Annotated in this window: 22 protein-coding genes; 14 read left to right on the forward strand and 8 right to left on the reverse strand. The window is 63.7% G+C overall.

The window, feature by feature from the left end; all coding sequences use genetic code 11:
• Window positions 1-65: 65 nt before the first annotated feature.
• The gene (locus AC5V87_RS03085) at window positions 66-1,004 is read right to left on the reverse strand and encodes a LysR family transcriptional regulator (RefSeq protein WP_495369968.1); all 939 of its coding nucleotides are present in this window, start codon (window positions 1,002-1,004) and stop codon (window positions 66-68) included.
• A gap of 509 nt (window positions 1,005-1,513) precedes the next feature.
• Window positions 1,514-1,690 (reverse strand): hypothetical protein, encoded by a 177-nt coding sequence (locus AC5V87_RS03090; protein ID WP_456841415.1) that lies wholly within the window; start codon window positions 1,688-1,690, stop codon window positions 1,514-1,516.
• A gap of 167 nt (window positions 1,691-1,857) precedes the next feature.
• Between AC5V87_RS03090 and AC5V87_RS03095 the strand changes: the two genes are divergently transcribed.
• The 7 genes from AC5V87_RS03095 (at window position 1,858) to AC5V87_RS03125 (ending at window position 7,188) form a co-directional block, all read left to right on the forward strand.
• The gene (locus AC5V87_RS03095) at window positions 1,858-2,586 is read left to right on the forward strand and encodes a LuxR family transcriptional regulator (RefSeq protein WP_495369969.1); all 729 of its coding nucleotides are present in this window, start codon (window positions 1,858-1,860) and stop codon (window positions 2,584-2,586) included.
• Between the two features lie 88 nt (window positions 2,587-2,674).
• On the forward strand, window positions 2,675-3,334 hold the full coding sequence (locus AC5V87_RS03100; protein WP_495369970.1) for an acyl-homoserine-lactone synthase: 660 nt from the start codon (window positions 2,675-2,677) through the stop codon (window positions 3,332-3,334).
• Between the two features lies 1 nt (window position 3,335).
• Window positions 3,336-3,554, forward strand: coding sequence for a hypothetical protein (locus tag AC5V87_RS03105; RefSeq protein ID WP_456841413.1), 219 nt, complete (start codon window positions 3,336-3,338; stop codon window positions 3,552-3,554).
• Window positions 3,555-3,846: 292 nt separating this feature from the next.
• Window positions 3,847-4,764 carry a branched-chain amino acid ABC transporter permease gene (locus AC5V87_RS03110; protein WP_456841412.1) on the forward strand — a complete coding sequence of 306 codons (918 nt, stop codon included), beginning with the start codon at window positions 3,847-3,849 and terminating at the stop codon, window positions 4,762-4,764.
• Between the two features lie 13 nt (window positions 4,765-4,777).
• Window positions 4,778-5,722: a branched-chain amino acid ABC transporter permease gene (locus AC5V87_RS03115; RefSeq protein WP_495369971.1), complete on the forward strand. Its 945-nt coding sequence runs from the start codon at window positions 4,778-4,780 to the stop codon at window positions 5,720-5,722.
• Window positions 5,715-6,482, forward strand: coding sequence for an ABC transporter ATP-binding protein (locus tag AC5V87_RS03120; protein WP_456841410.1), 768 nt, complete (start codon window positions 5,715-5,717; stop codon window positions 6,480-6,482). The genes AC5V87_RS03115 and AC5V87_RS03120 overlap by 8 nt, the downstream gene beginning before the upstream one ends.
• Entirely contained in the window at window positions 6,475-7,188 is a 714-nt protein-coding gene (locus AC5V87_RS03125) for an ABC transporter ATP-binding protein (RefSeq protein WP_495369972.1), read from the forward strand. The genes AC5V87_RS03120 and AC5V87_RS03125 overlap by 8 nt, the downstream gene beginning before the upstream one ends.
• A 74-nt stretch (window positions 7,189-7,262) precedes the next feature.
• On the opposite strand, the gene AC5V87_RS03130 is transcribed toward AC5V87_RS03125, so the two are convergent.
• The 3 genes from AC5V87_RS03130 to AC5V87_RS03140 form a co-directional block, all read right to left on the reverse strand.
• Window positions 7,263-7,625, reverse strand: coding sequence for a hypothetical protein (locus tag AC5V87_RS03130; protein ID WP_495369973.1), 363 nt, complete (start codon window positions 7,623-7,625; stop codon window positions 7,263-7,265).
• Window positions 7,626-7,946: 321 nt separating this feature from the next.
• Window positions 7,947-9,383 carry a glutamine synthetase family protein gene (locus tag AC5V87_RS03135; protein ID WP_495369974.1) on the reverse strand — a complete coding sequence of 479 codons (1,437 nt, stop codon included), beginning with the start codon at window positions 9,381-9,383 and terminating at the stop codon, window positions 7,947-7,949.
• Window positions 9,384-9,576: 193 nt separating this feature from the next.
• On the reverse strand, window positions 9,577-10,935 hold the full coding sequence (locus tag AC5V87_RS03140) for an aromatic ring-hydroxylating dioxygenase subunit alpha (RefSeq protein ID WP_495369975.1): 1,359 nt from the start codon (window positions 10,933-10,935) through the stop codon (window positions 9,577-9,579).
• 114 nt (window positions 10,936-11,049) lie between these two features.
• Here AC5V87_RS03140 and AC5V87_RS03145 point away from each other — a divergent pair, with 114 nt between their 5' ends.
• The 3 genes from AC5V87_RS03145 (at window position 11,050) to AC5V87_RS03155 (ending at window position 12,633) form a co-directional block, all read left to right on the forward strand.
• Window positions 11,050-11,835, forward strand: a complete 786-nt coding sequence (locus AC5V87_RS03145) for an IclR family transcriptional regulator domain-containing protein (RefSeq protein ID WP_495369976.1) — start codon at window positions 11,050-11,052, stop codon at window positions 11,833-11,835.
• Between the two features lie 10 nt (window positions 11,836-11,845).
• On the forward strand, window positions 11,846-12,181 hold the full coding sequence (locus AC5V87_RS03150; protein WP_495369977.1) for a hypothetical protein: 336 nt from the start codon (window positions 11,846-11,848) through the stop codon (window positions 12,179-12,181).
• 119 nt (window positions 12,182-12,300) lie between these two features.
• On the forward strand, window positions 12,301-12,633 hold the full coding sequence (locus tag AC5V87_RS03155; RefSeq protein WP_456841403.1) for a PRC-barrel domain-containing protein: 333 nt from the start codon (window positions 12,301-12,303) through the stop codon (window positions 12,631-12,633).
• Window positions 12,634-12,777: 144 nt separating this feature from the next.
• Here AC5V87_RS03155 and AC5V87_RS03160 read toward each other — a convergent pair whose 3' ends face one another.
• Window positions 12,778-13,173, reverse strand: coding sequence for a group II truncated hemoglobin (locus AC5V87_RS03160; protein ID WP_495369978.1), 396 nt, complete (start codon window positions 13,171-13,173; stop codon window positions 12,778-12,780).
• Window positions 13,174-13,294: 121 nt separating this feature from the next.
• Complete coding sequence (locus AC5V87_RS03165) at window positions 13,295-14,203, reverse strand: helix-turn-helix transcriptional regulator (RefSeq protein WP_456841401.1); 909 nt, start codon at window positions 14,201-14,203, stop codon at window positions 13,295-13,297.
• Between the two features lie 135 nt (window positions 14,204-14,338).
• Between AC5V87_RS03165 and AC5V87_RS03170 the strand changes: the two genes are divergently transcribed.
• From AC5V87_RS03170 to boxB, 4 genes are all read left to right on the forward strand, one after another.
• Complete coding sequence (locus AC5V87_RS03170) at window positions 14,339-15,880, forward strand: benzoate-CoA ligase family protein (protein ID WP_456841400.1); 1,542 nt, start codon at window positions 14,339-14,341, stop codon at window positions 15,878-15,880.
• A 128-nt stretch (window positions 15,881-16,008) separates the two neighbouring features.
• Window positions 16,009-16,821: an alpha/beta fold hydrolase gene (locus tag AC5V87_RS03175; RefSeq protein WP_495369979.1), complete on the forward strand. Its 813-nt coding sequence runs from the start codon at window positions 16,009-16,011 to the stop codon at window positions 16,819-16,821.
• 143 nt (window positions 16,822-16,964) lie between these two features.
• Entirely contained in the window at window positions 16,965-18,653 is a 1,689-nt protein-coding gene (boxC, locus tag AC5V87_RS03180; protein ID WP_495369980.1) for a 2,3-epoxybenzoyl-CoA dihydrolase, read from the forward strand.
• Window positions 18,654-18,800: 147 nt separating this feature from the next.
• Window positions 18,801-20,252, forward strand: coding sequence for a benzoyl-CoA 2,3-epoxidase subunit BoxB (gene boxB, locus AC5V87_RS03185; protein WP_495369981.1), 1,452 nt, complete (start codon window positions 18,801-18,803; stop codon window positions 20,250-20,252).
• A gap of 110 nt (window positions 20,253-20,362) precedes the next feature.
• On the opposite strand, the gene AC5V87_RS03190 is transcribed toward boxB, so the two are convergent.
• Entirely contained in the window at window positions 20,363-21,181 is an 819-nt protein-coding gene (locus AC5V87_RS03190; RefSeq protein WP_495369982.1) for an enoyl-CoA hydratase/isomerase family protein, read from the reverse strand.
• Window positions 21,182-21,221 lie beyond the last annotated feature (40 nt).

The raw sequence follows: 21,221 nt of genomic DNA on the forward strand, positions 1-21,221 counted from the left end.
GTCCGACGATAGCCTTTCCCCCGCCTAACACAATTACCCTTTTATCCGGCAAACCTAACATCGTGTTATTTCTTCCGTCCGCGGGACGCGGCGGCCTTGCCGTTGCCGCGGGACGGCTCGACCGCGCGCATCTCGGCGCGCAGGGCCTCGATGAAATATTCGGCATGCAGCGACAGCGGCGCGCCGCGCTTGACCGCGATATAGGTGTCGAACTGCGTCGGCTCGGTGATCTTCAACAGCTCGATGCCGGGATAGCCGCCATGGGCCACGGTGAACTGGTCAATGATGGCGATGCCGAGCCCCGCCTTCACCAGCGCGCAGACCGTGGTGCCGAAGCGCGCGCGGATGGTGATGTTGTAGTCGAGCCGGTTGCGCGCGAAGATCTCGGCCATGATCCGGCCGTAGGGGTCTTTGGGATCGATGCCGATCAGCGGGTAGCGGGTGATCTCGGCGGCGGAGACCTGCTTGCGGCCGGCGAGTTCGTGGCCGGGCGGCACGATGCAGTAGAGCTCGCCCGAGGCGAGCGGCATGAAATCGAGCCCGGAATGTTCGAGGCGATAACTCATCGCTACGCACTCGCCGCGGCCGAGCATGAGGTAGTCAATGGCTTCCTCGAGCTTGAGGATGTTGATGTCGATGCCGAGATCTGGATAGCGGCGCCGGACGCGCTCGATCGCGCGCGGCACCATCACCTGCGAGATGCTCGGTACCGAGCCGATGCGCAGCTCCGACAATCCGCCACGACCGATCTTGGAGATGATCTCGGAGAGATCGTCGACTTTCTTGTAGACCCCGTTGATCTGCTCGAAGATGTTCTCGGCTTCCGGCGTCGGGAAATAGCGGCCGTTCTGGCGCTGGAAGAAGCGGATGCCGAGCGAGCGCTCGGTGTATTTGACGAGGCGGCTGATCCCCGGCGCCGAGACGTTGAGCAGCTTGGCCGCGCCGCCGATGGTGCCCGTCACCATCACGGCACGGATCACTTCAACCTGGCGCAGCGTCATCATGGTCGTGGTATCCGAAGGATTGGCATCCGAGAGAGATCGTGGCGCGATCATCTCACGAGAGCCGCGGTGTCAGCCAGCGGCAAGTGACCGGCGATGTGGATGGCGGATGCTTCACCCTCCCCTCCAGGGCAGGGCTATCGCATACAAAGAACTGCCGCGGATGGCTCGCCCGCAGCCCATCCTTCGAGACGCCCGCCGATGCGGGCCCTCAGGATGAGGACGGAGTGCGCGGCTGCAATTTCAACGGGGCCAATGCTGCTTAGCCTCATCCTGAGGAGACCGCTGGAAGCGGTCGTCTCGAAGGACGAGGCGCTTGCTCTGGCCGTTACCAAGAAGCCATCCGCGATAGTCTATCGCCGAGGGGGCGGTGAGAGAGTAGCGGGCCCACGAACGACAATCGCGCGAGAATTCGCGGTGAGAGTGTTTCGACTAAACTCTGCGCGTTCAAATGGAGGGGTGGCGTCGCCGCGCGATCTGTTCCATCGGCGCCGTTGCTTCAACTGCGTGGGCTAGCTCGCCGGGCCTTCGGGCGAGGCGGTGTCTGCCGGTTTGGTGCGCTCGCTTTGCAGCACCTCGCGCGCGAACTCGATGATCTTCTGCTTGTTTGCCGTTTCACGGACGGCGAAAAACACGCGGTTCAATTCCAGGCCGAGCACGCTGTTGAGGGCGATGTCCTCGTCTTTCATCGTGGTTTTCCCGCTTCAGACGCTTGCAGGTGTATCTTGAGGCCACTTCTTCCACAAGTAGATTAAATGTTCAGAGCGCGCGGGCACCGGAAAACTACGGGAGCGGCGAATTGAGGGAGCCCCCGAATACGTGCTATAGCGGACGTTGAGGGTCAGGAAACGCACCGATGTCCGCCGTAGACTATGGACGGGAAGCGCTCGACTTCATCGAGGGTTTGGGAGCCCATACCAGGGTTCCTGACACCATGGACGCGCTTGCAACCGCGTTCAGCCGGTACGGTTTTGAGCACATCATCGTCACCGGTTTGCCGAATCCCGATCAGCGCTTCGCCCAGATGGTGCTCGCCAAGCGCTGGCCGGCGGAGTGGTTCAGCCTCTACACTGAAAAGAGCTACGACCGCGTGGATCCCGTGATCCGCAAGTGCCGGCAGACGGTGAATCCGTTCGAATGGTCGGAAGCTCCTTACGATGCGGAGTTCGAGCCGGGCGCTGCGGAAGTGATGCGGCGGGCCGCTGACTTCCGCATGTCGCGCGGCTTCGTGGTGCCGATCCACAGTCTGACCGGTTATGAAGCGGGCGTCTCGCTCGGCGGCGTCCACCTCGATCTCAACGCTCGCAGCAAGCCGGCGCTGCACCTGATCGCGATGTACGGCTTCGACCATATTCGCCGCCTGCTCGCACCGGCGCCGCATCCCTCCGCGCGTCTCACCCCGCGCGAGCGCGAGGTGCTCGCCTGGGCCTCGCAGGGCAAGTCGGCTTGGGAAATCGGCGAGATCCTGCACATCACGCAGCGCACCGCCGAAGAGCATCTTGCAACTGCCGCGCGCAAGCTTGGCGCCGTCAACCGCACCCATGCGGTTGCGCTCGCGATCCGGCAAAGAATCATCACGCCCTGAAATCGGCGCGCACTGGGAAATTTCCCAATAGTCCCTCTGGCCGTTTTCCATGAGGATTCCCCCATTATTTCAAGCCATGGGGGAGTCGATGATTCACGTCATCTCTGCCGTAAACCGGCACCGGTACGAGGACGTCCTCGATCAGCATTTCAGGCTGCGCCACGAGATTTTTGTCGAGGAACGGAAGTGGGAGGCGCTGCGCAAGCCCGATGGCCGCGAGATCGACGCCTACGACAATGACGATTCCGTCTACATGCTGTCGCTCGAGAACCGCCGCGTGCTCGGCGGCTACCGCCTGTACCCCACTACCAAGCCGACCATGATGAGCCAGGTCTTCCCGCACCTGGCCGCGGTGCGGGGATGCCCGGCGAACCCGCTGGTCTGGGAGTGGTCCCGCTTTTTCGTGTTGCGCGAGCGCCGCGACGGTGCGCTCAATCTGCAATTGATGGCGGCCGCGCAGGAGTTCTGTCTCGATCAAGGGATCGAGCGGCTCTGTCTGGTCATGGAGACCTGGTGGTTGCCGCGCTTCCACGACATCGGATTCGTCGTCACCCCGCTGGGATTGCCGGCGCTGATCGAGGATTCCTGGACCATGGCGGCGACGATCGAGGTTCGCCAGGAATCGCTCGACGTCGTTCGCGAGCGGATCGGGATGAAGAATGTCGTGCATCAGGACGGTCCGCGGATCGACTGCATCGCCCGTGCCAACCTTTGCGGCCTCGCTGCCGCGCAACGAAAGAGCGCTTGAGATGTCGAACATGATGCGGGACAGCCAGATCATGGCGCAGACCAAGGACGAGAATCTCGGCTACATGTCCGATATGGCGCTCGAGCTGGCGCAGATGGCGGACGACTCCGGATTGGCGACGCTCGCCTATCTGTTCCGGATGGCGGCGCTGGAGGCTTCGACGGCCAACAGCATGCTGGCCGAGCCGGATGAGCGTCCCCACCAGATGACGTCGCACTAGAGGCTTATCTCTCCTGATGACATTCACGCCCTCGCCCCGCGCTCCGGGGAGAGGGCTATCGTTTGGGTGCGGCAGGTTGCCCCATGCTGCACGGCAGCGTTCTTGCACGGCAGCATTCGATCGCATGCATCGGCATGCAACAAAGTGCATGTCTGGTGTAGAATCGCTCTTGCCTCGGAACGATACTGCCATTACCCATTTTTCCGCCTTGAAGAGGCAGGGGGAGCTCTTTCACTGATGGCGACTGTGTTCGAACATCGGCGCGATACCGCGTGCGCTTGAAAGAGTCTTGATGCTGCTCGTCGTCGAACAGTTCTTGAACGGATTGCAGTTCGGCCTGCTGCTGTTCCTGCTCGCCGCCGGTCTGACGCTGGTGTTCGGGATCATGGATCTCGTCAACCTCGCGCACGGCTCGCTCTACATGATGGGCGCGTATTTCGCCGCGACCTTCGCGGCTTGGACCGGCAGCTTCCTGCTCGGCGCGCTGATGGCGCTTGGCGCGACGCTGGTGCTCGGCATCGTGCTGGAGGTGACCGCGCTGCGGCATCTCTATGGCCGCGACCATCTCGACCACGTGCTCGCGACCTTCGGCCTGATCCTGTTCTTCAATGAAGCGGTGCGGCTGATCTGGGGCCCGGCGGGCCTTGCGCTGCCGCTGCCGGCCTGGCTCACCGTGCCGGTGCCGATCCTGCCCGGCATTCATTATCCCGCTTATCGCCTCGCCATCATCATCGTGGCGCTGCTGGTGGCGCTGCTGCTCTATCTCGGCGTGATGCGCACCCGCATCGGTATGCTGATCCGCGCCGGCGCCTCCAATCGCGAGATGATCGGTGCGCTCGGCATCAACATCAAGCTGCTCTACACGCTGGTGTTCGGCTTAGGTGCCGCGCTCGCCGGCCTCGCTGGTCTGATGCAAGCGCCGATCCTGACCGTGCAGATCGGCATGGGCGAGAACATCCTGATCCTCGCCTTCGTCATCATCGTGATCGGCGGCATCGGCTCGATCCGTGGCGCCTTCCTCGCCGCCATCTTCGTCGGCATGATCGATACGCTCGGCCGGGCCTTCCTGCCGAACCTGCTTCGGCAAGTGCTGAGCGGCGCCGCCGCATCCACCGCCGCACCCGCGCTGTCGTCCATGCTGATCTATCTCCTGATGGCGATCGTGCTGGTGGTGCGGCCGGAGGGGCTGTTTCCGGCCCATCGCCGATGAAGAGCTTGCGTCGATGAAGGGTTTGAGCGTGAGCAAGGCCGTCACGGCCCTGATGCTGGCGGGCCTCGTGCTGCTGCCGCTCTATTCGTATTTATCCGGCAATATCTTCGTCCTGACGCTGTTCACCCGCATCGTCATCCTGGCGCTGGCAGCCGCAAGCCTCAACCTCATCATGGGTTTTGGCGGCATGATGAGCTTCGGCCATGCCGCCTATCTCGGCATCGGCGGCTACGCTGTCGGCATGCTCGCGCAGGAAGGCATAGGTTCCGGCTTCATCCAGTTTCCGGTCGCGCTGGCGGCGTCTGCGCTCTACGCGCTCGTAATCGGTGCGCTCTCCTTGCGCACGCGCGGCGTCTATTTCATCATGATTACGCTGGCGTTTGCGCAGATGGCCTATTACGTCGCCTCGGGCCTTGCACGCTACGGCGGCGACGACGGCCTCACCGTCTACAAGCGCAGCGACTTCTCCGGCCTGATCAACCTCTCGGACCGCATGCAGTTCTATTATCTCTGCCTCGCCTGCCTGTTCGCGGTGATCTTCCTGATCTGGCGTATCGTCAATTCGCGCTTCGGCCTCGTGGTGCAGGGCCTGCGCTCCAACGAGCAGCGCATGCAGGCGATCGGCTTTCCCGCCAAGCGTTACCAGCTGGTCTGCTTCATCATCTCAGGGACCATGTGTGGCCTCGCCGGCGCGCTGCTCGCCAACAACACCGATTTCGTCAGCCCGGCCGTGATGTACTGGACGCGTTCCGGCGACCTCATGGTGATGGTGATCCTGGGGGGCATGGGCACGCTGTTCGGCCCCGTCATGGGCGCGGTGGTGTTCCTGTTGCTGGAAGAGTTCCTGTCGCAGATCACCGAATATTGGGCGCTGATCATGGGACCGCTGCTGCTGCTGATCGTCCTGTTCGGCCGCGGCGGCATCATGGGCATGCTGGGGAGGGCTGGCCGTGGCTGAACCCTTGCTCCGCGTCGAAAAGCTGGTGCGCCGCTTCGGCGGCATCACCGCCACCGACAACGTCTCGCTCGACGTTTCGGCCGGCGAGTTGCACGCCATCATCGGCCCGAACGGCGCCGGCAAGACCACGCTGATCAGCCAGCTCACCGGGCATCTCGAGCCGCATTCCGGCAGCGTGTCGCTGGCGGGGCGCGATATAACCTACTTGCCGGCCTATCGCCGCTGCGCGCTGGGCCTCGCACGCTCGTTCCAGATCACCTCGCTGCTGCTCGACTTCACAGCCGCCGACAACGTCGCGCTGGCGGCGCAGGCGCATGCCGGCACGTCGTTCCGCTTCTTCGCCAATGCGCGCAAGGAGAAGGGCCTGCGCGACGCCGCGCATGCTGCGCTCGACCGCGTCGGCCTCGGCCATCGCGCCGACGTTGTGGTGAACAGGCTCAGCCACGGTGAACGCCGCGAGCTCGAGCTTGCGGTCGCGCTTGCGAGCAAGCCGAAGCTTTTGCTGCTGGATGAGCCGATGGCGGGTCTCGGCGTCACCGAGTCCCAGCGCATGGTGAAATTGCTCCAGGAGCTGCGCAAAGAGGTCTCGATCGTGCTGGTCGAGCACGATATGCCGGCGGTGTTCGCGCTCGCCGACCGCATCTCGGTGCTGGTCTATGGCCGCGTCATCGCTTCCGGCGATCCGGCCGCGATCCGCGCCAATGACGAGGTCAAGCGCGCCTATCTCGGCGACCAGCATGTGGTGACGCACCATGGCTGACACCTTGCTCGACGTCGACGGCATCGAGACCTGCTACGGCCTCAGCCAGGTGCTGTTCGGCCTGTCGCTGTCGGTCAAAGCAGGCGAGATGGTCTCGCTGATGGGCCGCAACGGCATGGGCAAGACCACCACCATCCGCTCCATCATGGGCCTGACGCCGGCGCGATCAGGCGCGATCCGATTTGCCGGCGCCGAAGTGCGGCAGCTTCCGTCCTATCGGATTGCCAAGCTCGGCATCGGCCTCGTCCCGGAAGGACGCCAGATATTCCCGAACCTCACCGTGCGCGAAAACCTGGTTGCGGCCGCCGCCGATCGCTTCGGCAGCAACAATCCCTGGACGCTCGCCGCGATCTACGTGATGTTCCCGCGCCTTGCCGAGCGCGCCGCCAACATGGGCAATCAGCTCTCCGGCGGCGAGCAGCAGATGCTGGCGATCGGCCGTGCTTTGATGACCAATCCAAAATTGCTGATCCTGGACGAAGCGACCGAGGGCCTCGCGCCGCTGATCCGCGAAGAGATCTGGAACTGCCTGTCGTTGCTCAAGAGCCGCGGGCAGTCGATCCTGGTCGTCGACAAGAACGTCGACCACCTCGCCCGCATCTGCGACCGCCACTACATCATCGAGCGCGGTAAGACCGTGTGGAGCGGAACGTCAAACGAGCTGATGGCCGAGCCGGATCTGCAGCATAAATATCTGGGCATCTGACGCGACCCCGCGCGCCAGGCCGGATATTGCTGCCGCGGCGCACTACCGACGGCATCGCAACGCTCGGCTACCGATCACCAATAGATCCCGTGGCGGTGCAACTCGCGTACCACGCGGGTTTCAATGGAAGGCTGGTGGCGCTTCGGCTTGGTCGTCCCGGTCGTGCCTGCCGCTGCCGTTGATTGCGCGGTTGGAGCCGTTGCGGCTGGCGACGTCGTCGCCGTCGGAACGGGCGTTGGTGCGGTGGTGGCCGTCTGGGCATTTGCCGGCTGCGGCGGTGCCTGACTTGTCTGCGGCGTGACCGCTGCCACGGCGGCGGGCTGCTCGGTCGGTTGCTGGCTTGCATTGGTGGCGGCAAGGCTCAGACTTCGCGATCCGCCCGCATAGGCTTGGCTCGCCAGCAGCGACATTGCGGCGATCAGGATCAGCTTGCGCATGGCAATCCCCGTTATCTGACAATAGGTCTTACCCAAATCACATTGCTAGCGCGCCAGCCGGTGCGTGCCGATCTCGATCAGGGTGGCCCGGCAGGACAGGCGATAGATCAGGCTAAACAATTGACCCCACATGATCGAACTCCACTGTTGATCATGGCCACCACCCTAAATCCTGCGTCTTTCCGGCGGTTTTCGCCGGAATGGAAAATGGCTTCGTCAGAGGGCCGCAAGATGTCGTCGGAACAACGACGACGAAGCCACCTCACGACCGTGTGAGACGGCGAGCCTGTTCGCCCCGCGGAGGGAGGTTCAGCGGGGCAGTTAAAACACCTCGAAATATTCGCGGTGCTCCCAGTCGGTCACCTCGGCGAGAAAGCGCTCGATCTCGGCGTTCTTGATGTGGGTGTAGTAGTCGACGAACTCGGCTCCAAGCTTTTCGCGGAAAAACGGGTCGTCCTTCAGCGCACTGACCGCATCGCGCAGCGATTTCGGCAGCAGCGGCGCCTTGGTCTCGTAGGGCGTATCCGCCGAAGGGCCGGGATCAAGCTTGCGATCGACACCATCAAGGCCCGAGAGAACCTGCGAGGCCATGTAGAGATAGGGATTGGCGGCGGGCTCGCCGATACGGTTCTCCAGGCGCGTGGCGGCATCGCCCGCGCCCCCGAGCACGCGGATCATCACGCCGCGATTGTCGCGGCCCCAGATCGCGCGGTCCGGTGCCAGCGAATAGGAGCGGTAGCGCTTGTAGCCGTTGATGGTGGGCGTCGTGAACACGGTGGAGGCGCGGGCGTGGTCGAGCAGGCCGGCGAGATAGGACCTGCCGAACGCGCTGAGCGGCTCCGCACCGTCCTTTGCCATGAATAGATTGTCGCCGCTCGCGCGCGAGACGATCGACTGGTGCAGGTGCCAGCCGCTCGCGAACACGTTCGGCAGTTTTGGCCGGCACATGAAGGTGGCGTGATAGCCGTGGCGGCGGGCGATCTGCTTCACGGCGCTGCGAAACAGCACCATGTTGTCGGCGGGCTCCAGCCCCTTTCTCGGCGCGAAGGTGAACTCGCACTGGCTCGGTCCGAACTCCACCTCGACGGAGCGCAAGGGCAATCCCAGCGCGATGATGTCGCGCCGTAAAATCTCCAGCACCGGCTCCATCTGATCGAACCGCTGCTCGGTGAGATATTGGTAGCCGTGGCTGAGCAGGCTCACCGAGGGCGGCGTGCCCGGCTGACCGGCGTCTTCCGCACCCATGTGCGGATCGTCGAGCCTGAAGATGTGGAATTCGACCTCGAGGCCCGCGACGAAATCGTGGCCGCGCGCGCCGAGCTCATCGAGCACGCGCCGGTAAAGGTTGCGCGTCGCGAACGGCACCGGGCGGCCATCGCCGAAATAGAGATCGCACAACACCCAGCCGGTCGCCGGTGCCCATGGCAGCACGCGAAACGTGGTGGGATCGGCGACCATCAGCACGTCGGCCGCACCCTCCATCTCCTTCATGCCGAAGCCGCCGCCCGCGGTGAACACCGGAAACACCGTGCGGTGCGAGGTGTCCTTGGCGAGCATGGTGGTGGTGATCGAGCAGCCGCTTTCCAGCGCAGCGATCGCTTCAGTGGCGATGATGGTCTTGCCGCGCAAGATGCCGTGCTGGTCGGGGAAGGCGAGGCGGATGACTTCGAGGTTCTTCTCCTCGGCGATGCGGCGCATGCGCTGAGCTGCGTCCTTCTGCTCATCCGACCACAACGCATGACGCGCGACGAAAGTCACGTCGTTAATTCCTTCTCGCTCGATGAGAGTATAGCGTACACTGTCATCGTCCGCGAAGGCGGACGATCCAGTATTCCAGAGACGGCAACGTATCCACGACAGGCCGCGGCGTACTGGATGCCCCGCCTTCGCGGGGCATGACAGCGGAGAATGTGGAGCCGCCGCCGCGGCCCGCCGGCGGTGATCGGCATCGTCACTCTGCCGCCGTCAGCCGGTGCACGTTGTCCGCGATGTCCTTCGGCACCGGCGCGGTCCAGGGCGCGCCGCGGCGGCGCTTGACGTCGACTTCCATCCAGTAGGTCTCCCAGCCGCGCGTCGGGCCGATGCCGTCCATGGTGGCCGGGCCCTGGATGCTGCGCGCATTGGCCTCTTCCAGAAACAACATCGGCTTCTCGCCGCCCGTGACCTTCTCGATCTCCTGCCGCAACAGGCGGCGATACTGCACGATCGCCTTGTCGGATTGGCCGAGATGCTCCTTGGTGCGGTCCTGGATCGCGCCCATCGATTCCACCGCCCACTGGTCGTGGACGTTGATGTCGGTGCCCATGCCGGTATAGGTCGCGGTCTGTTGCTCGTGCGGATCGAAGCCGTAGTCGTTGGCCTTGTTCTTGCGCGACTTGTAGTCGGGCAGCTCATAGAGCTCGAGCCGCTGGTCGCGCATCTTCTGCTTGTCGGCCGGGTTCGAATAGCTGGTGAAGATCGCGTACCAGTAGCAGTTCTCGTCGTCGACCGGCACGTGCCACTGCGTGATCGTCATCTCCGTGCTCATGGGAATGACGAAGCCGTGCGGGAAGAGCTGGTTGGTGACGCGCACATGGGTGCGCTCCTCGTCGATCTCGCGCAGCGCGATCAGGCGCAGGCCGTATTCGGTGTGCTCGACATTGATGATCGGCCGATCGTATTCGCGCAGAATCTTCGTCATCGGCAGATCGCTGCCGGCGGAGGCGCCGCGGAACTGCTTGCCGTAAGCGGTGGAGGTGTCCTCGTCCTCGAAGAAGCGATGCAGGTAGGAGGCGTGCGCGGGATCGATGCCGACTTCGAGCGCCTGCAGCCAGTTGCAGGCCATGTGGCCCTTGAACGCGAAGGTGTGAGTATCAGGCGCGACGAAGCAGTCGATCTCCGGAAATGCCGGCGGCGCGCCTTCGCCGAGATAGGCCCAGAGGATGCCGCTCTTCTCGACCACGGGATAAGCACGCTGGCGGATGTTCTGGCACAGCTTTGAGTCCTTCGGCTCGGCCGGCGTCTCGATGCACTGGCCCGTGGCATCGAATAGCCAGCCATGGAAGGCGCAGCGCAGGCCGCCATGCTCCAGCCGGCCGAAGGCGAGGTCGGCGCCGCGATGGGCGCAGTGGCGGTCGATCAGGCCGTAGCGCCCGGTCTCGTCGCGAAACAGCACGAGATTCTCGCCGAGCAGTCGCACGGGACGGATCGGGCGCGCGCCCTCGAGCTCATCGACCAGCGCCGCCGGCTGCCAGTAACTCCGCATCAGTCTGCCGCATGGATCCTTCGGCCCGGTGCGGGTGATCAGGTCGTTCTGCTCCTGGCTCATCATGGCGGTCGCGTCCTTTTTTGGAGGGGCGTTTTGTTCGCCTATTGAACGAATGGGCGAATTATGACATGCCTAGGATCAGCAGCAAGCATTATTTTGCAGGATTGTCCCGGCGCCATGCCCAAGCTGAAGCGGAGCGAGACCGACGAGCGCGCGACGGATTTCGTCGAAGCCCTCGATCGCGGCCTGCGCCTGCTCCAGTGCTTTGGCACGACGACGGGTCCGATGACGCTGAGCGATCTCGCCCGCGCCGCGGATCTGCCGCGTGCCACTGCGCGGCGCATGCTGTTCACGCTTCAGCGCGGCGGCTACGTCTCCGGCGATGGAAAACTGTTTTCGCTGACGCCGCATGTGTTGACGCTCGCGGCGTCGTACCTGCGATCCAACCAGCTCGTTTCTGTGCTTCAGCCCGTGCTCGATCGCGTTGCGATTGCGGCCAACGAAATCTCCTCGCTCGCGGTGCTCGACGGTGACGAGGTCGTGTTCATCGCGCGCAGCAGCCCGGCGCGCATGTTCTCCGGCGGGCTCGAAATCGGCTACCGCCTGCCGGCCTTCTGCACCTCAGTCGGGCGTGCCATGCTCGGTCAGTTCGACGATGCTGATCTCGCCGTGCGCCTGAAGGCGATGAAGCGCGAAGCATTGACGCCGCAGACGGTGACCGATCCCAAGACGCTGCTGGCGCGCATCGCCGCCGACCGTTCGCAGGGCTATTCGCTGGTCGATCGCGAGGCGGAGCCGCATTTCCGCTCGATCTCGGTTCCCGTGCGTCGCTACGACGGCGTGATCGTCGCCGCCATCAATATGGGGACCCACGTCGACCGCGTGCCGGCGCAGGAGTTGATCGATCGGTTCCTGCCGCTGCTGCGCGAGGGTGCGGAGGCCGTGCGGGCGCAACTTCTATAGGATCGAGCACATGGCGCGCGCCTCCGGCGAACTGCTCAAGCTCACCCAAGTCGATAGGGGTGTCATTTTCTATCACCGGGCCGACGAGCGCTTGTTCTTCAACTGGTTGTCCAGCATTCGCTGCGTTGCGAGCGTGGCCGCCGAAAGCGGTGACGGGCTCGTTGTTCGCCTCAAGCGCCGTCCCGGCCAGGACGACCTGCGGCAGTTTGCTGCGCTCTTGTATCGCTATCGCGCCGACATGCGGCAGCTTGCCAAGTTCGAAACCGCAGCAAATCGCGCTTGGTTCAAGGATCCCAGAAAATATTGGTACCGAGGCGTGTTCGGAAAATTCGCGGCGGTCAAGTAGGCGCTAGCGGTGGGGCCGCTTGGAGGCGATTTCGACAGCGTTCGCAGGCGCCAAGTGGCTACGCGGACTCGCTGGATCGCGCTATAGTGCACGCAACGCAAGAACCCAGGGAGGACGCCATGCACCATACCATGGTTCCCAGCGATCGCGTCGAGCACGTCGCCGTCTACGGCTGCGACGGCACGAAGCTCGGCACGATCGAGCGATTGATGCTCGACAAGGTAAGCGGAACGGTCGCCTACGCCGTGATCAAGACCGGCAGGCTGCTCGGTACGCACCATCACTATCCCGTGCAATGGAGCGCACTGAAATATGATCCGGGACGTCAGGCCTTTCAGGTCGATCTGACGTCCGAGCAATTGCGCAGTGGCCCCTGCGAAGTCGATGGCGATGAATTCGACTGGGGCGACCGCTCGCGGTCGTACCAGCATCCGAACTACTGGTCGATCTAAGGCATGATCCGGAAAAGTGCGAAGCGGTTTTCCGAAAAGATCATGCACAAACAACAACCTAAAGCGCGATGACGATTCATCCCAATCTCATCGCGCTTTAGTCGATCGAACGCACCGTTCCGCGGCCACGCCGGAGAGATGCTGTCACTGCCGGTTGCGCATCCAGTCGGCGAGGCCCGATATCGCGCGGTCGAGGTCTTTTCGCGCGACGGTATCGGTCACCGTTTCCTCCATCGAACCGCGCATGCAGAGCATCCACGCATCGCGCTCGGCGTCGCCGATGGCAAAGCCGATATGCCGCTGACGCAGCCGCGGATGGCCTTTCTCGGGCGAATAGAGCTTTGGACCTCCCGTCCATTCGGTGAGATAGCGCTTCAGCACGTCCCTGATCAGGCCGAGGTCGTCCGCGTGCATCGCGCGGATGATCTTTGCCTCGGGCAACGTGTCCATGCGGTCGTAGAAGCGGTCAACGAGGGCGTCGATCGTGGCCCTGCCGCCAATCCGCTCGAACATGGAGATAGCGACGTCGCTGGAGGTCATCGTGAAGTCCTGAAGATTACCGCTGCGCTCGCATATAGGGTTATCGGAGGTCGCGCGCAAACTCCGCTGTCGTCCCTGCGAACGCAGGGACGAGGGCGGAATGTGCCGCAAGAGATCGGCCCTACAGCGCCACGCTGCGCAGCCCGAAGCTGCGGGCCTCGTTTTGCAGCACCGGGCGCACTGCATCGATCAGCCTTGCAGCCGCCGCATCGACACTCAGCCCCGCCGTATCCACCACCGCCGTCGCGCGCGCATAGAGTGGCTCGCGGCTCAGCAAAATATTGCGCAGCTCTGCCATCGCGGAGCGATCATCCGCCATCGGGCGAAGATCGCCCTGGCGGCGGACGCGGGCCATGTGCTCCTCCGGCTCGGCCTTCAGCCAGATCGTGTAGAACGAGGTCAGGATCTGATCGAAGGTCAGGGGCTCCGAGACGATGCCGCCGCCGGTCGCCAGCACCATCAGCTCGTTGCGCCCGAGCAGCTGCTGCAGCGCCGCCTGCTCCATGCGGCGAAAGCCTTCCTGTCCGTACAGCGCGATGATCTCGGCGACCGAAAGGCCGTTCTGCTGCTCGACCTCCTTGTTGAGCTCGACGAAGCTCCAGCCGATCTTCTTCGCCAGCATTCGCCCGAGCGTCGATTTGCCGGCGCCGCGCAGGCCGATCAGCGCGATGCCACAGAACGGCGCGCGGCGCGGCGCGGTTGCGCTGCCCCCAGTGAGCAGGTCTTTTGCCTGCACGATCTGAGCCGGCGTGGCCTTGCGCAAGAGATCGCGAAACATCTGCCAGTCCGGCGTTGGATCGGCAGAGGGAAGCAGGTCTTCAAGATGCGCGCCCATCGCGTCGGCGACGCGGCGCAAGAGCACGATGGAGACATTGCCCTTGCCGCCCTCGAGCTGCGCGATGTAGCGCTCTGAAATTCCCGATACTTTGGCGAGCACTTTGCGCGACATGCCGCGCAGCGCGCGCATGGTGCGCACGCGCTGGCCGAGCTGTTCGAGAAAGCGGGATTCGGCGTCGGGACTGTCGGTCATGAACCTTCTTCAGCGGATGACTTCTTTACAGGTGTCCTGCGGCGCATTTTAATGAAACATAATGCCTGCTGGCATTGACAGCAAGCTGTCACAATGTCTTTCTATGAATTATAATTCTAAATTGGGGAGACGACCGTGAGCGAGGGATCCTATAACGCGGTGACCTGGCTGCTCGACCGCAACGTCGAGGAGGGCCGAGCCAACAAGCTCGTCTTCGACGACACCGTCTCGCGGCTGACCTATGGCGAGCTTCAGCAACAGACCCGGCGCGCCGCCAACATGCTGCGCCGGCTCGGCGTCCGCCGCGAGGAGCGCGTGGCGATGATCATGCTCGATACGGTCGACTTCCCGATCGTGTTCCTGGGGGCGATCCGCGCCGGCATCGTGCCGGTGCCGCTCAACACACTGCTGACCGCGGACCAATACGCGTACATCCTCGCCGACTGCCGCGCCCGCGTGCTGTTCGTGTCAGAAGCGCTCTACCCCGTCATCAAGGACGTGGTGGGCCGCATGCCGGATCTCGAGCATGTCGTCGTCTCCGGTGCCAAGCAAAATGGCCACAAGCAGCTCGCGGAAGAGATGGCCGGTGAGAGCGACCAGTTCACGACCGCAGCGACGCATTCGGACGAGCCGGCGTTCTGGCTCTATTCGTCGGGCTCGACCGGCATGCCCAAAGGGGTGCGCCATCTGCATTCGAATTTACAGGCGACCGCCGACACCTATGCGAAGCAGGTGCTCGGCATCCGCGAGAACGACGTCTGCCTCTCCGCGGCAAAACTGTTCTTCGCCTATGGCCTCGGCAATGCGCTCACCTTCCCGATGTCGGTCGGCGCGACCGTGATTCTGAACAGCGAGCGGCCGACGCCGGCGCGGATGTTCGACCTGATGAACCGGTACAACCCCTCGATCTTCTACGGCGTGCCGACGCTATTCGCCGCGATGCTCAACGACGAGACGATGAAGGCAGAGCGCGGCGGGAAGGCGCTGCGCATTTGCACCTCGGCCGGCGAGGCGCTGCCGGAATCCGTGGGCAACAGCTGGAAATCGCGCTTCGGCGTCGACATTTTGGACGGCGTCGGCTCGACCGAGCTGCTGCATATCTTCCTGTCGAATGCGCCCGGCGACATCAAATACGGCTCCTCCGGCAAGCCGGTGCCCGGTTACGCGGTTCGGCTCGTCAACGAGGCCGGGCAGGACGTCGCCGACGGCGAGGTGGGCGAGCTCCTGGTCGATGCGCCCTCGGCGGGCGAGGGTTACTGGAACCAACGCCACAAGAGCCGCCGCACCTTTGAGGGCCCGTGGACCCGCACCGGCGACAAATATGTCCGCGACGCCGATGGCCGCTACACCTTCTGCGGCCGCGCCGACGATATGTTCAAGGTCTCCGGCATCTGGGTCTCGCCCTTCGAGGTCGAGAGCGCGCTGATCACGCATCCCGCCGTGCTGGAAGCCGCCGTCGTGCCCGAAGCCGATCCGGAAGGCCTGTTGAAGCCGAAGGCCTTCGTCGTGCTGCGCCCGGGCGCGACGACGGCGGACTTGCAGGAGATGCTGAAAGAGCACGTCAAGCAGAAGATCGGCCCGTGGAAATATCCGCGCTGGATCGACGTGGTGGACTCCTTGCCGAAGACGGCGACGGGGAAGATCCAGCGGTTCAAATTGCGGGAAGGGGCGAGTTAATCGCTCGTCATTCCGGGGCGATGCGAAGCATCGAACCCGGAATCTCGAGCCTCCAAGACAATCTCGAGATTCCGGATCAGCTCGCGTTGCGAGCTGTCCGGAATGACGGAATGAGCGGGAACGACAGCATGACCAATCTCACCCCCACCGGCTTCCTCAGCATCGGCACGGCCAGCCTCGAATACAAATGGCTCGCGCCCGCATCCGCCGACGCTCCAATCATCGTGATGCTGCATGAAGGTCTCGGCTCCGTCGGCCTCTGGGGGGATTTCCCCGAGAAGCTACAGCAAGTCACCAGCGCCGGCATCTTCGTCTATTCACGTGCGGGCTACGGCCAGTCGAGCCCGGTGACCCTGCCACGGCCGCTCGACTACATGCAGCGCGAGGCGCTTGACGTGCTGCCGAAGCTGCTCGATGCGATCGGCTTCAAGCGCGGACTGTTGCTCGGCCATTCCGACGGCGCCTCGATCGCGACGATCTATGCCGGCGCGCATCAGGATCATCGCCTGAACGGCCTCGTGCTGATCGCGCCGCATTTCGTCGTCGAGGACATCTCGGTCAAGTCGATCGCCGCGATCAAGACCACCTTCGAGACCACCGACCTGAAGACAAAGCTGGCGCGCTGGCACAACGACGTCGACAATGCCTTCTATGGCTGGAACGGCGCCTGGCTCGATCCGACATTCCGCGATTGGGACATCTCGGACTATCTGGCCTACATCCGCGTTCCCATCCTGGTCGTGCAAGGCGCTGACGACCAATATGGGACGCTGCGTCAGGTCCAGATCGCGCAGCAGGAGTGTTACTGCCCGGTCGATGTGACGATCATTCCAGGCGCCGGGCATTCTCCTCACCGCGAAGCGCCGGTGCCAACGCTTGACGCCATCGAGCAGTTTGCAAAGGCCGCGTTGCGGGATGATCGAGGGCTCCAGGCTGCGTGACCGGGAGGGTGGTCCCATCTGCGGTCCTCCTGTCCCTTCAGATGAAGCAAAGTGCATGTGAAGCCCAGATTCGGGCTGGACGCCTCTCATAAGATGCATTATTGTGCATCTAACGGTAACCAAGACGAGCTCAAGGGTGACCCATGGCCGGGGAAGATCGGCGCCTCGCAGGCGGCGCGACATTCATCGATTTCCAGACCGATCCGTCCCGCTACAAGCACTGGAAACTCGCGGTCGATGGCGACGTCGCGACGCTGACCATGGACGTCGACGAGAATGGCGGCCTGTTCGAGGGCTATCAGCTCAAGCTCAATTCCTATGATCTCGGCGTCGATATCGAGCTTGCCGATGCGATCCAGCGCCTGCGCTTCGAATATCCCGAGGTGAAGGTGGTGGTGATGCGCTCGGCCAAGAACCGCGTGTTCTGCGCCGGCGCCAACATCCGCATGCTCGCGGGCTCGACCCATGCCCACAAGGTGAACTTCTGCAAATTCACCAACGAGACCCGCAACGGCATGGAAGATTCTTCCGAGAATTCCGGCCAGCGCTTCATCACCGTGGTGAACGGCTCCGCCGCCGGCGGCGGCTATGAGCTCGCGCTTGCGACCGACCACATCATCCTCGCCGATGACGGCGCCTCTGCCGTGGCGCTGCCGGAAGTGCCACTGCTCGCGGTGCTGCCCGGCACCGGCGGCCTCACCCGCGTTGTCGACAAGCGCAAGGTGCGCCGCGACCACGCCGACTTCTTCTGCACCATCGAGGAGGGCGTGAAGGGCAAGCGCGCCGTGCAGTGGCGCCTGGTCGACGAGATCGCGCCGAACTCCAAGCTGGAAGCCAAGATCGCCGAGCGCGCCAAGGAATTCGCCGGCAAGTCGAAGCGCGCCGGCAGCGGCAAGGGCATCGCGCTGACGCAGCTCAAGCGCGTCATCGACGAGACCAGCATCCGCTACGGCTTCGTCAGCGTGGACATCGACCGCGCCGCGCGCATCGCCACCATCTCGATCAAGGCGCCGGAAGTTGCGCCGCCCGCCGACATCGACGGCATGATGGCGCAGGGCGCGGCGTTCTGGCCGCTGCAAGTGGCGCGCGAGCTCGACGATGCCATCCTGCATTTGCGCATCAACGAGCTCGAGATCGCCATGCTCGTATTCAAGAGCCATGGCGACCGCGCCCATGTGCTCGCGAGCGATGCCTTCCTTGAAGCCAACAAGGCGCACTGGCTGGTCAACGAGATCAGGCATTACTGGAAGCGGGTGCTGAAGCGCATCGACGTCACTTCGCGCACGCTGGTGACGCTGGTCGAGCCCGGCTCCTGCTTCGCCGGCACGCTCGCGGAGCTCGTCTTCGCCGCCGACCGCTCCTACATGCTGATCGGCACGCGCCAGGGCGACAACCGTCCGCCGCCATCGATCGAGCTGTCTGCGATGAATTTCGGCCCCTATCCGATGAGCCATGGTCTCACGCGGCTGGAGTCACGCTTTCAGGCCGATCCGTCCGATGTCGAACGCGCGGAAGCCACGCTCGGCACCGAGCTCGACGCCGAGCAGGCGGAAGAGCTCGGCCTCGTCACCTTCGCGCTCGACGACATCGACTGGGACGACGAGGTCCGCGTCTTCCTGGAGGAGCGCGCCAGCTTCTCGCCCGACAGCCTCACCGGTATGGAGGCGAACCTGCGCTTCGTCGGCCCCGAGACGATGGAATCAAAGATCTTCGCGCGCCTCACCGCCTGGCAGAACTGGATCTTCCAGCGTCCCAACGCGGTCGGCGAGGAAGGCGCGCTGCGCCGCTACGGCAGCGGGCAGAAGCCGAAGTTCGATATGACCCGGGTTTGATGACTTTCGTGTCCCGAGCGCGGCGCAGCGCGAAGCGGTGCGACGCAGAACCGGGATCCAGACGAACCAGACATAGTCCCGCCTCAGCAGTGCAGCACTTCGCGCCGCACTGCGTCCGGGACACGAGACCGATCAAGGAGCACGGCCATGAACATGAACATCATGAACGTCGACTACTCGACCAAGATCCCCAACAACGTCAATCTCGCTGAAGACCGCCAGGTGCTCAAAGCGCTGGAGGGCTGGCACCCCGGCTACATGGACTGGTGGAGCGACATGGGGCCGGAGGGCTTCCAGGAGTCGCTGGTGTACCTGCGCACGGCGTATTCGGTCGATCCCCGCGGCTGGGCCAAGTTCGACTATGTCCGCATGCCCGAATATCGCTGGGGCATCCTCCTTGCTCCCCAGGAGGAAAATCGGGTCGTGCCGTTCGGCGAGCACTATGGCGAGCCGGCCTGGCAGGAAGTCCCGGGCGAGCATCGCGCCATGCTGCGCCGCCTGATCGTGATCCAGGGCGACACCGAGCCCGCCTCCGTCGAGCAGCAGCGCCATCTCGGCAAGACCGCGCCCTCGCTCTACGACATGCGCAATTTGTTCCAGGTCAATGTCGAGGAAGGCCGCCATCTCTGGGCGATGGTCTATCTGCTGCAAAAGTATTTCGGCCGCGACGGCCGCGAGGAAGCCGACGATCTCTTGCGCCGTCGCTCCGGCGATGCCGATGCGCCGCGCATGCTCGGCGCCTTCAACGAGGCGACGCCGGACTGGCTGTCCTTCTTCATGTTCACCTATTTCACCGACCGCGACGGCAAGATGCAGTTGCACAGCCTCGCGCAATCCGGCTTCGATCCGCTGTCGCGCACCTGCCGCTTCATGCTTACGGAAGAAGCGCACCACATGTTCGTCGGCGAGACCGGCATCACCCGTGTCGTGCAGCGCACCTGCGATGCCATGCGCGAAGCGGGCATCACCGATCCCACCGACATTGCCAAGGTCCGCGCGCTCGGCGTGATCGACCTGCCGACCATCCAGAAAAAGCTGAACCTGCACTACACGCTGTCTCTTGATCTCTTCGGCTCGGAAGTCTCGACCAACGCGGCCAACGCCTTCAATGCCGGCATCAAGGGCCGCTATCACGAGACCCAGATCGACGATGACCACCAGCTCAAGAACGCCACCTATCCGGTGCTCAAGTTCATCAATGGCGAGATCAAGCTGGTCGACGAGCCGGCGCTGACCGCGCTCAACATGCGCCTGCGCGACGACTACAGCCGGGACTGCGTCAAGGGCATGCTGCGCTGGAACAAGGTGATCTCGACCGCGGGCTACGATTACAAGCTGACGCTGCCCAACGTCGCCTTCCATCGCCATATCGGCGAGTTCAAGGACATCCATGCCACGCCCGACGGCATTTTGATCGACGAGGCGACCTGGGCCAGGCGCAAGGACGAGTGGTTGCCGTCGACGGCCGATGGCGACTTCATCACCTCCTTGATGCAGCCCGTCACCGAGACCGGCAAGTTCGCGTCCTGGATCTCACCGCCGAAGGTCGGCATCGACAACAAGCCGGGCGATTTCGAATACGTGAAGATCGAGTCGTAAGGCCAGGGCGCGGCCTGTTGTCCTGAACAAGAAAAGACGCCTGGCAACGCAGTTGCCAGGCGTTTTTGCGTGGATAGGGGACCAGGCCAGAGTTGGCATGAAGGGGCGAGTTACCGCCCCTTGAAGTTCGCCACGCGCCGCTCTTCCGTGGCCTTGACACCCTCCTTGAAATCTTCCGTCGCGCGCAGCCGCGTCTGCTCGGCGAGTTCGTGGTTGGTCGCGGCCATCACGCGGTCGGCAAGCCCATTGCGCATCGTCGCGCGGGTAGAGAGCAGGCCGAGCGGGGAGCATTCGGCGATCTCGCCCGCGAGCTTCATCGCGGCCGCCTTGACCTGGTCCTGCGGCACCAGCTCGTTGGCGAGGCCCCATTTATAGGCTTCCTCACCGGTGACCCGGCGGCTGGTGTAGAACATCAGCTCGGCGTTGTTCTTGCCGATCAGCTCCGGCAGCGTCACCGTTAGGCCGAAGCCGGGATGGAAGCCGAGCTTGGTGAAGTTCGCGGAGAAGCGGGCTTCGGGGCAGGTGACGCGAAAGTCCGCCGACACCGCGAGGCCGAGGCCGCCGCCGATGGCCGCACCCTGCACGGCGGCGACGATCGGCTTCTTGGCGCGGAAGATGCGCACCGCCTGGATGTAGAGATGGCTGATCGGCCCGAGATTGTCGGCCGGATCGCCCTTGGCTTTCGTCTCGGCCTCGCGCGCTTCCTGCGCCTGTCGCGCAGGATCGCCAAAATTGGCGCCGGCGCAGAACGCCTTGCCTTGCGCGGAGAGCACGGAGGCGCGGATCTCGATGTCGCGGTCGAACTCGTCGAGCGCATCGGCGATCTGGTTGATCAGCGAGATGTCGAAGAAGTTGAGCGGAGGACGGCGGATCTCGATGGTGCCGACGTGCCCGACCTTCTCGACGCCGATATCAGTATACCTGCTCATTTTCATCTCCAGTATCTCAGTAGCGAAGAATCACCTCTCC

This window comes from Bradyrhizobium sp. SOJA106, from assembly GCF_059448745.1.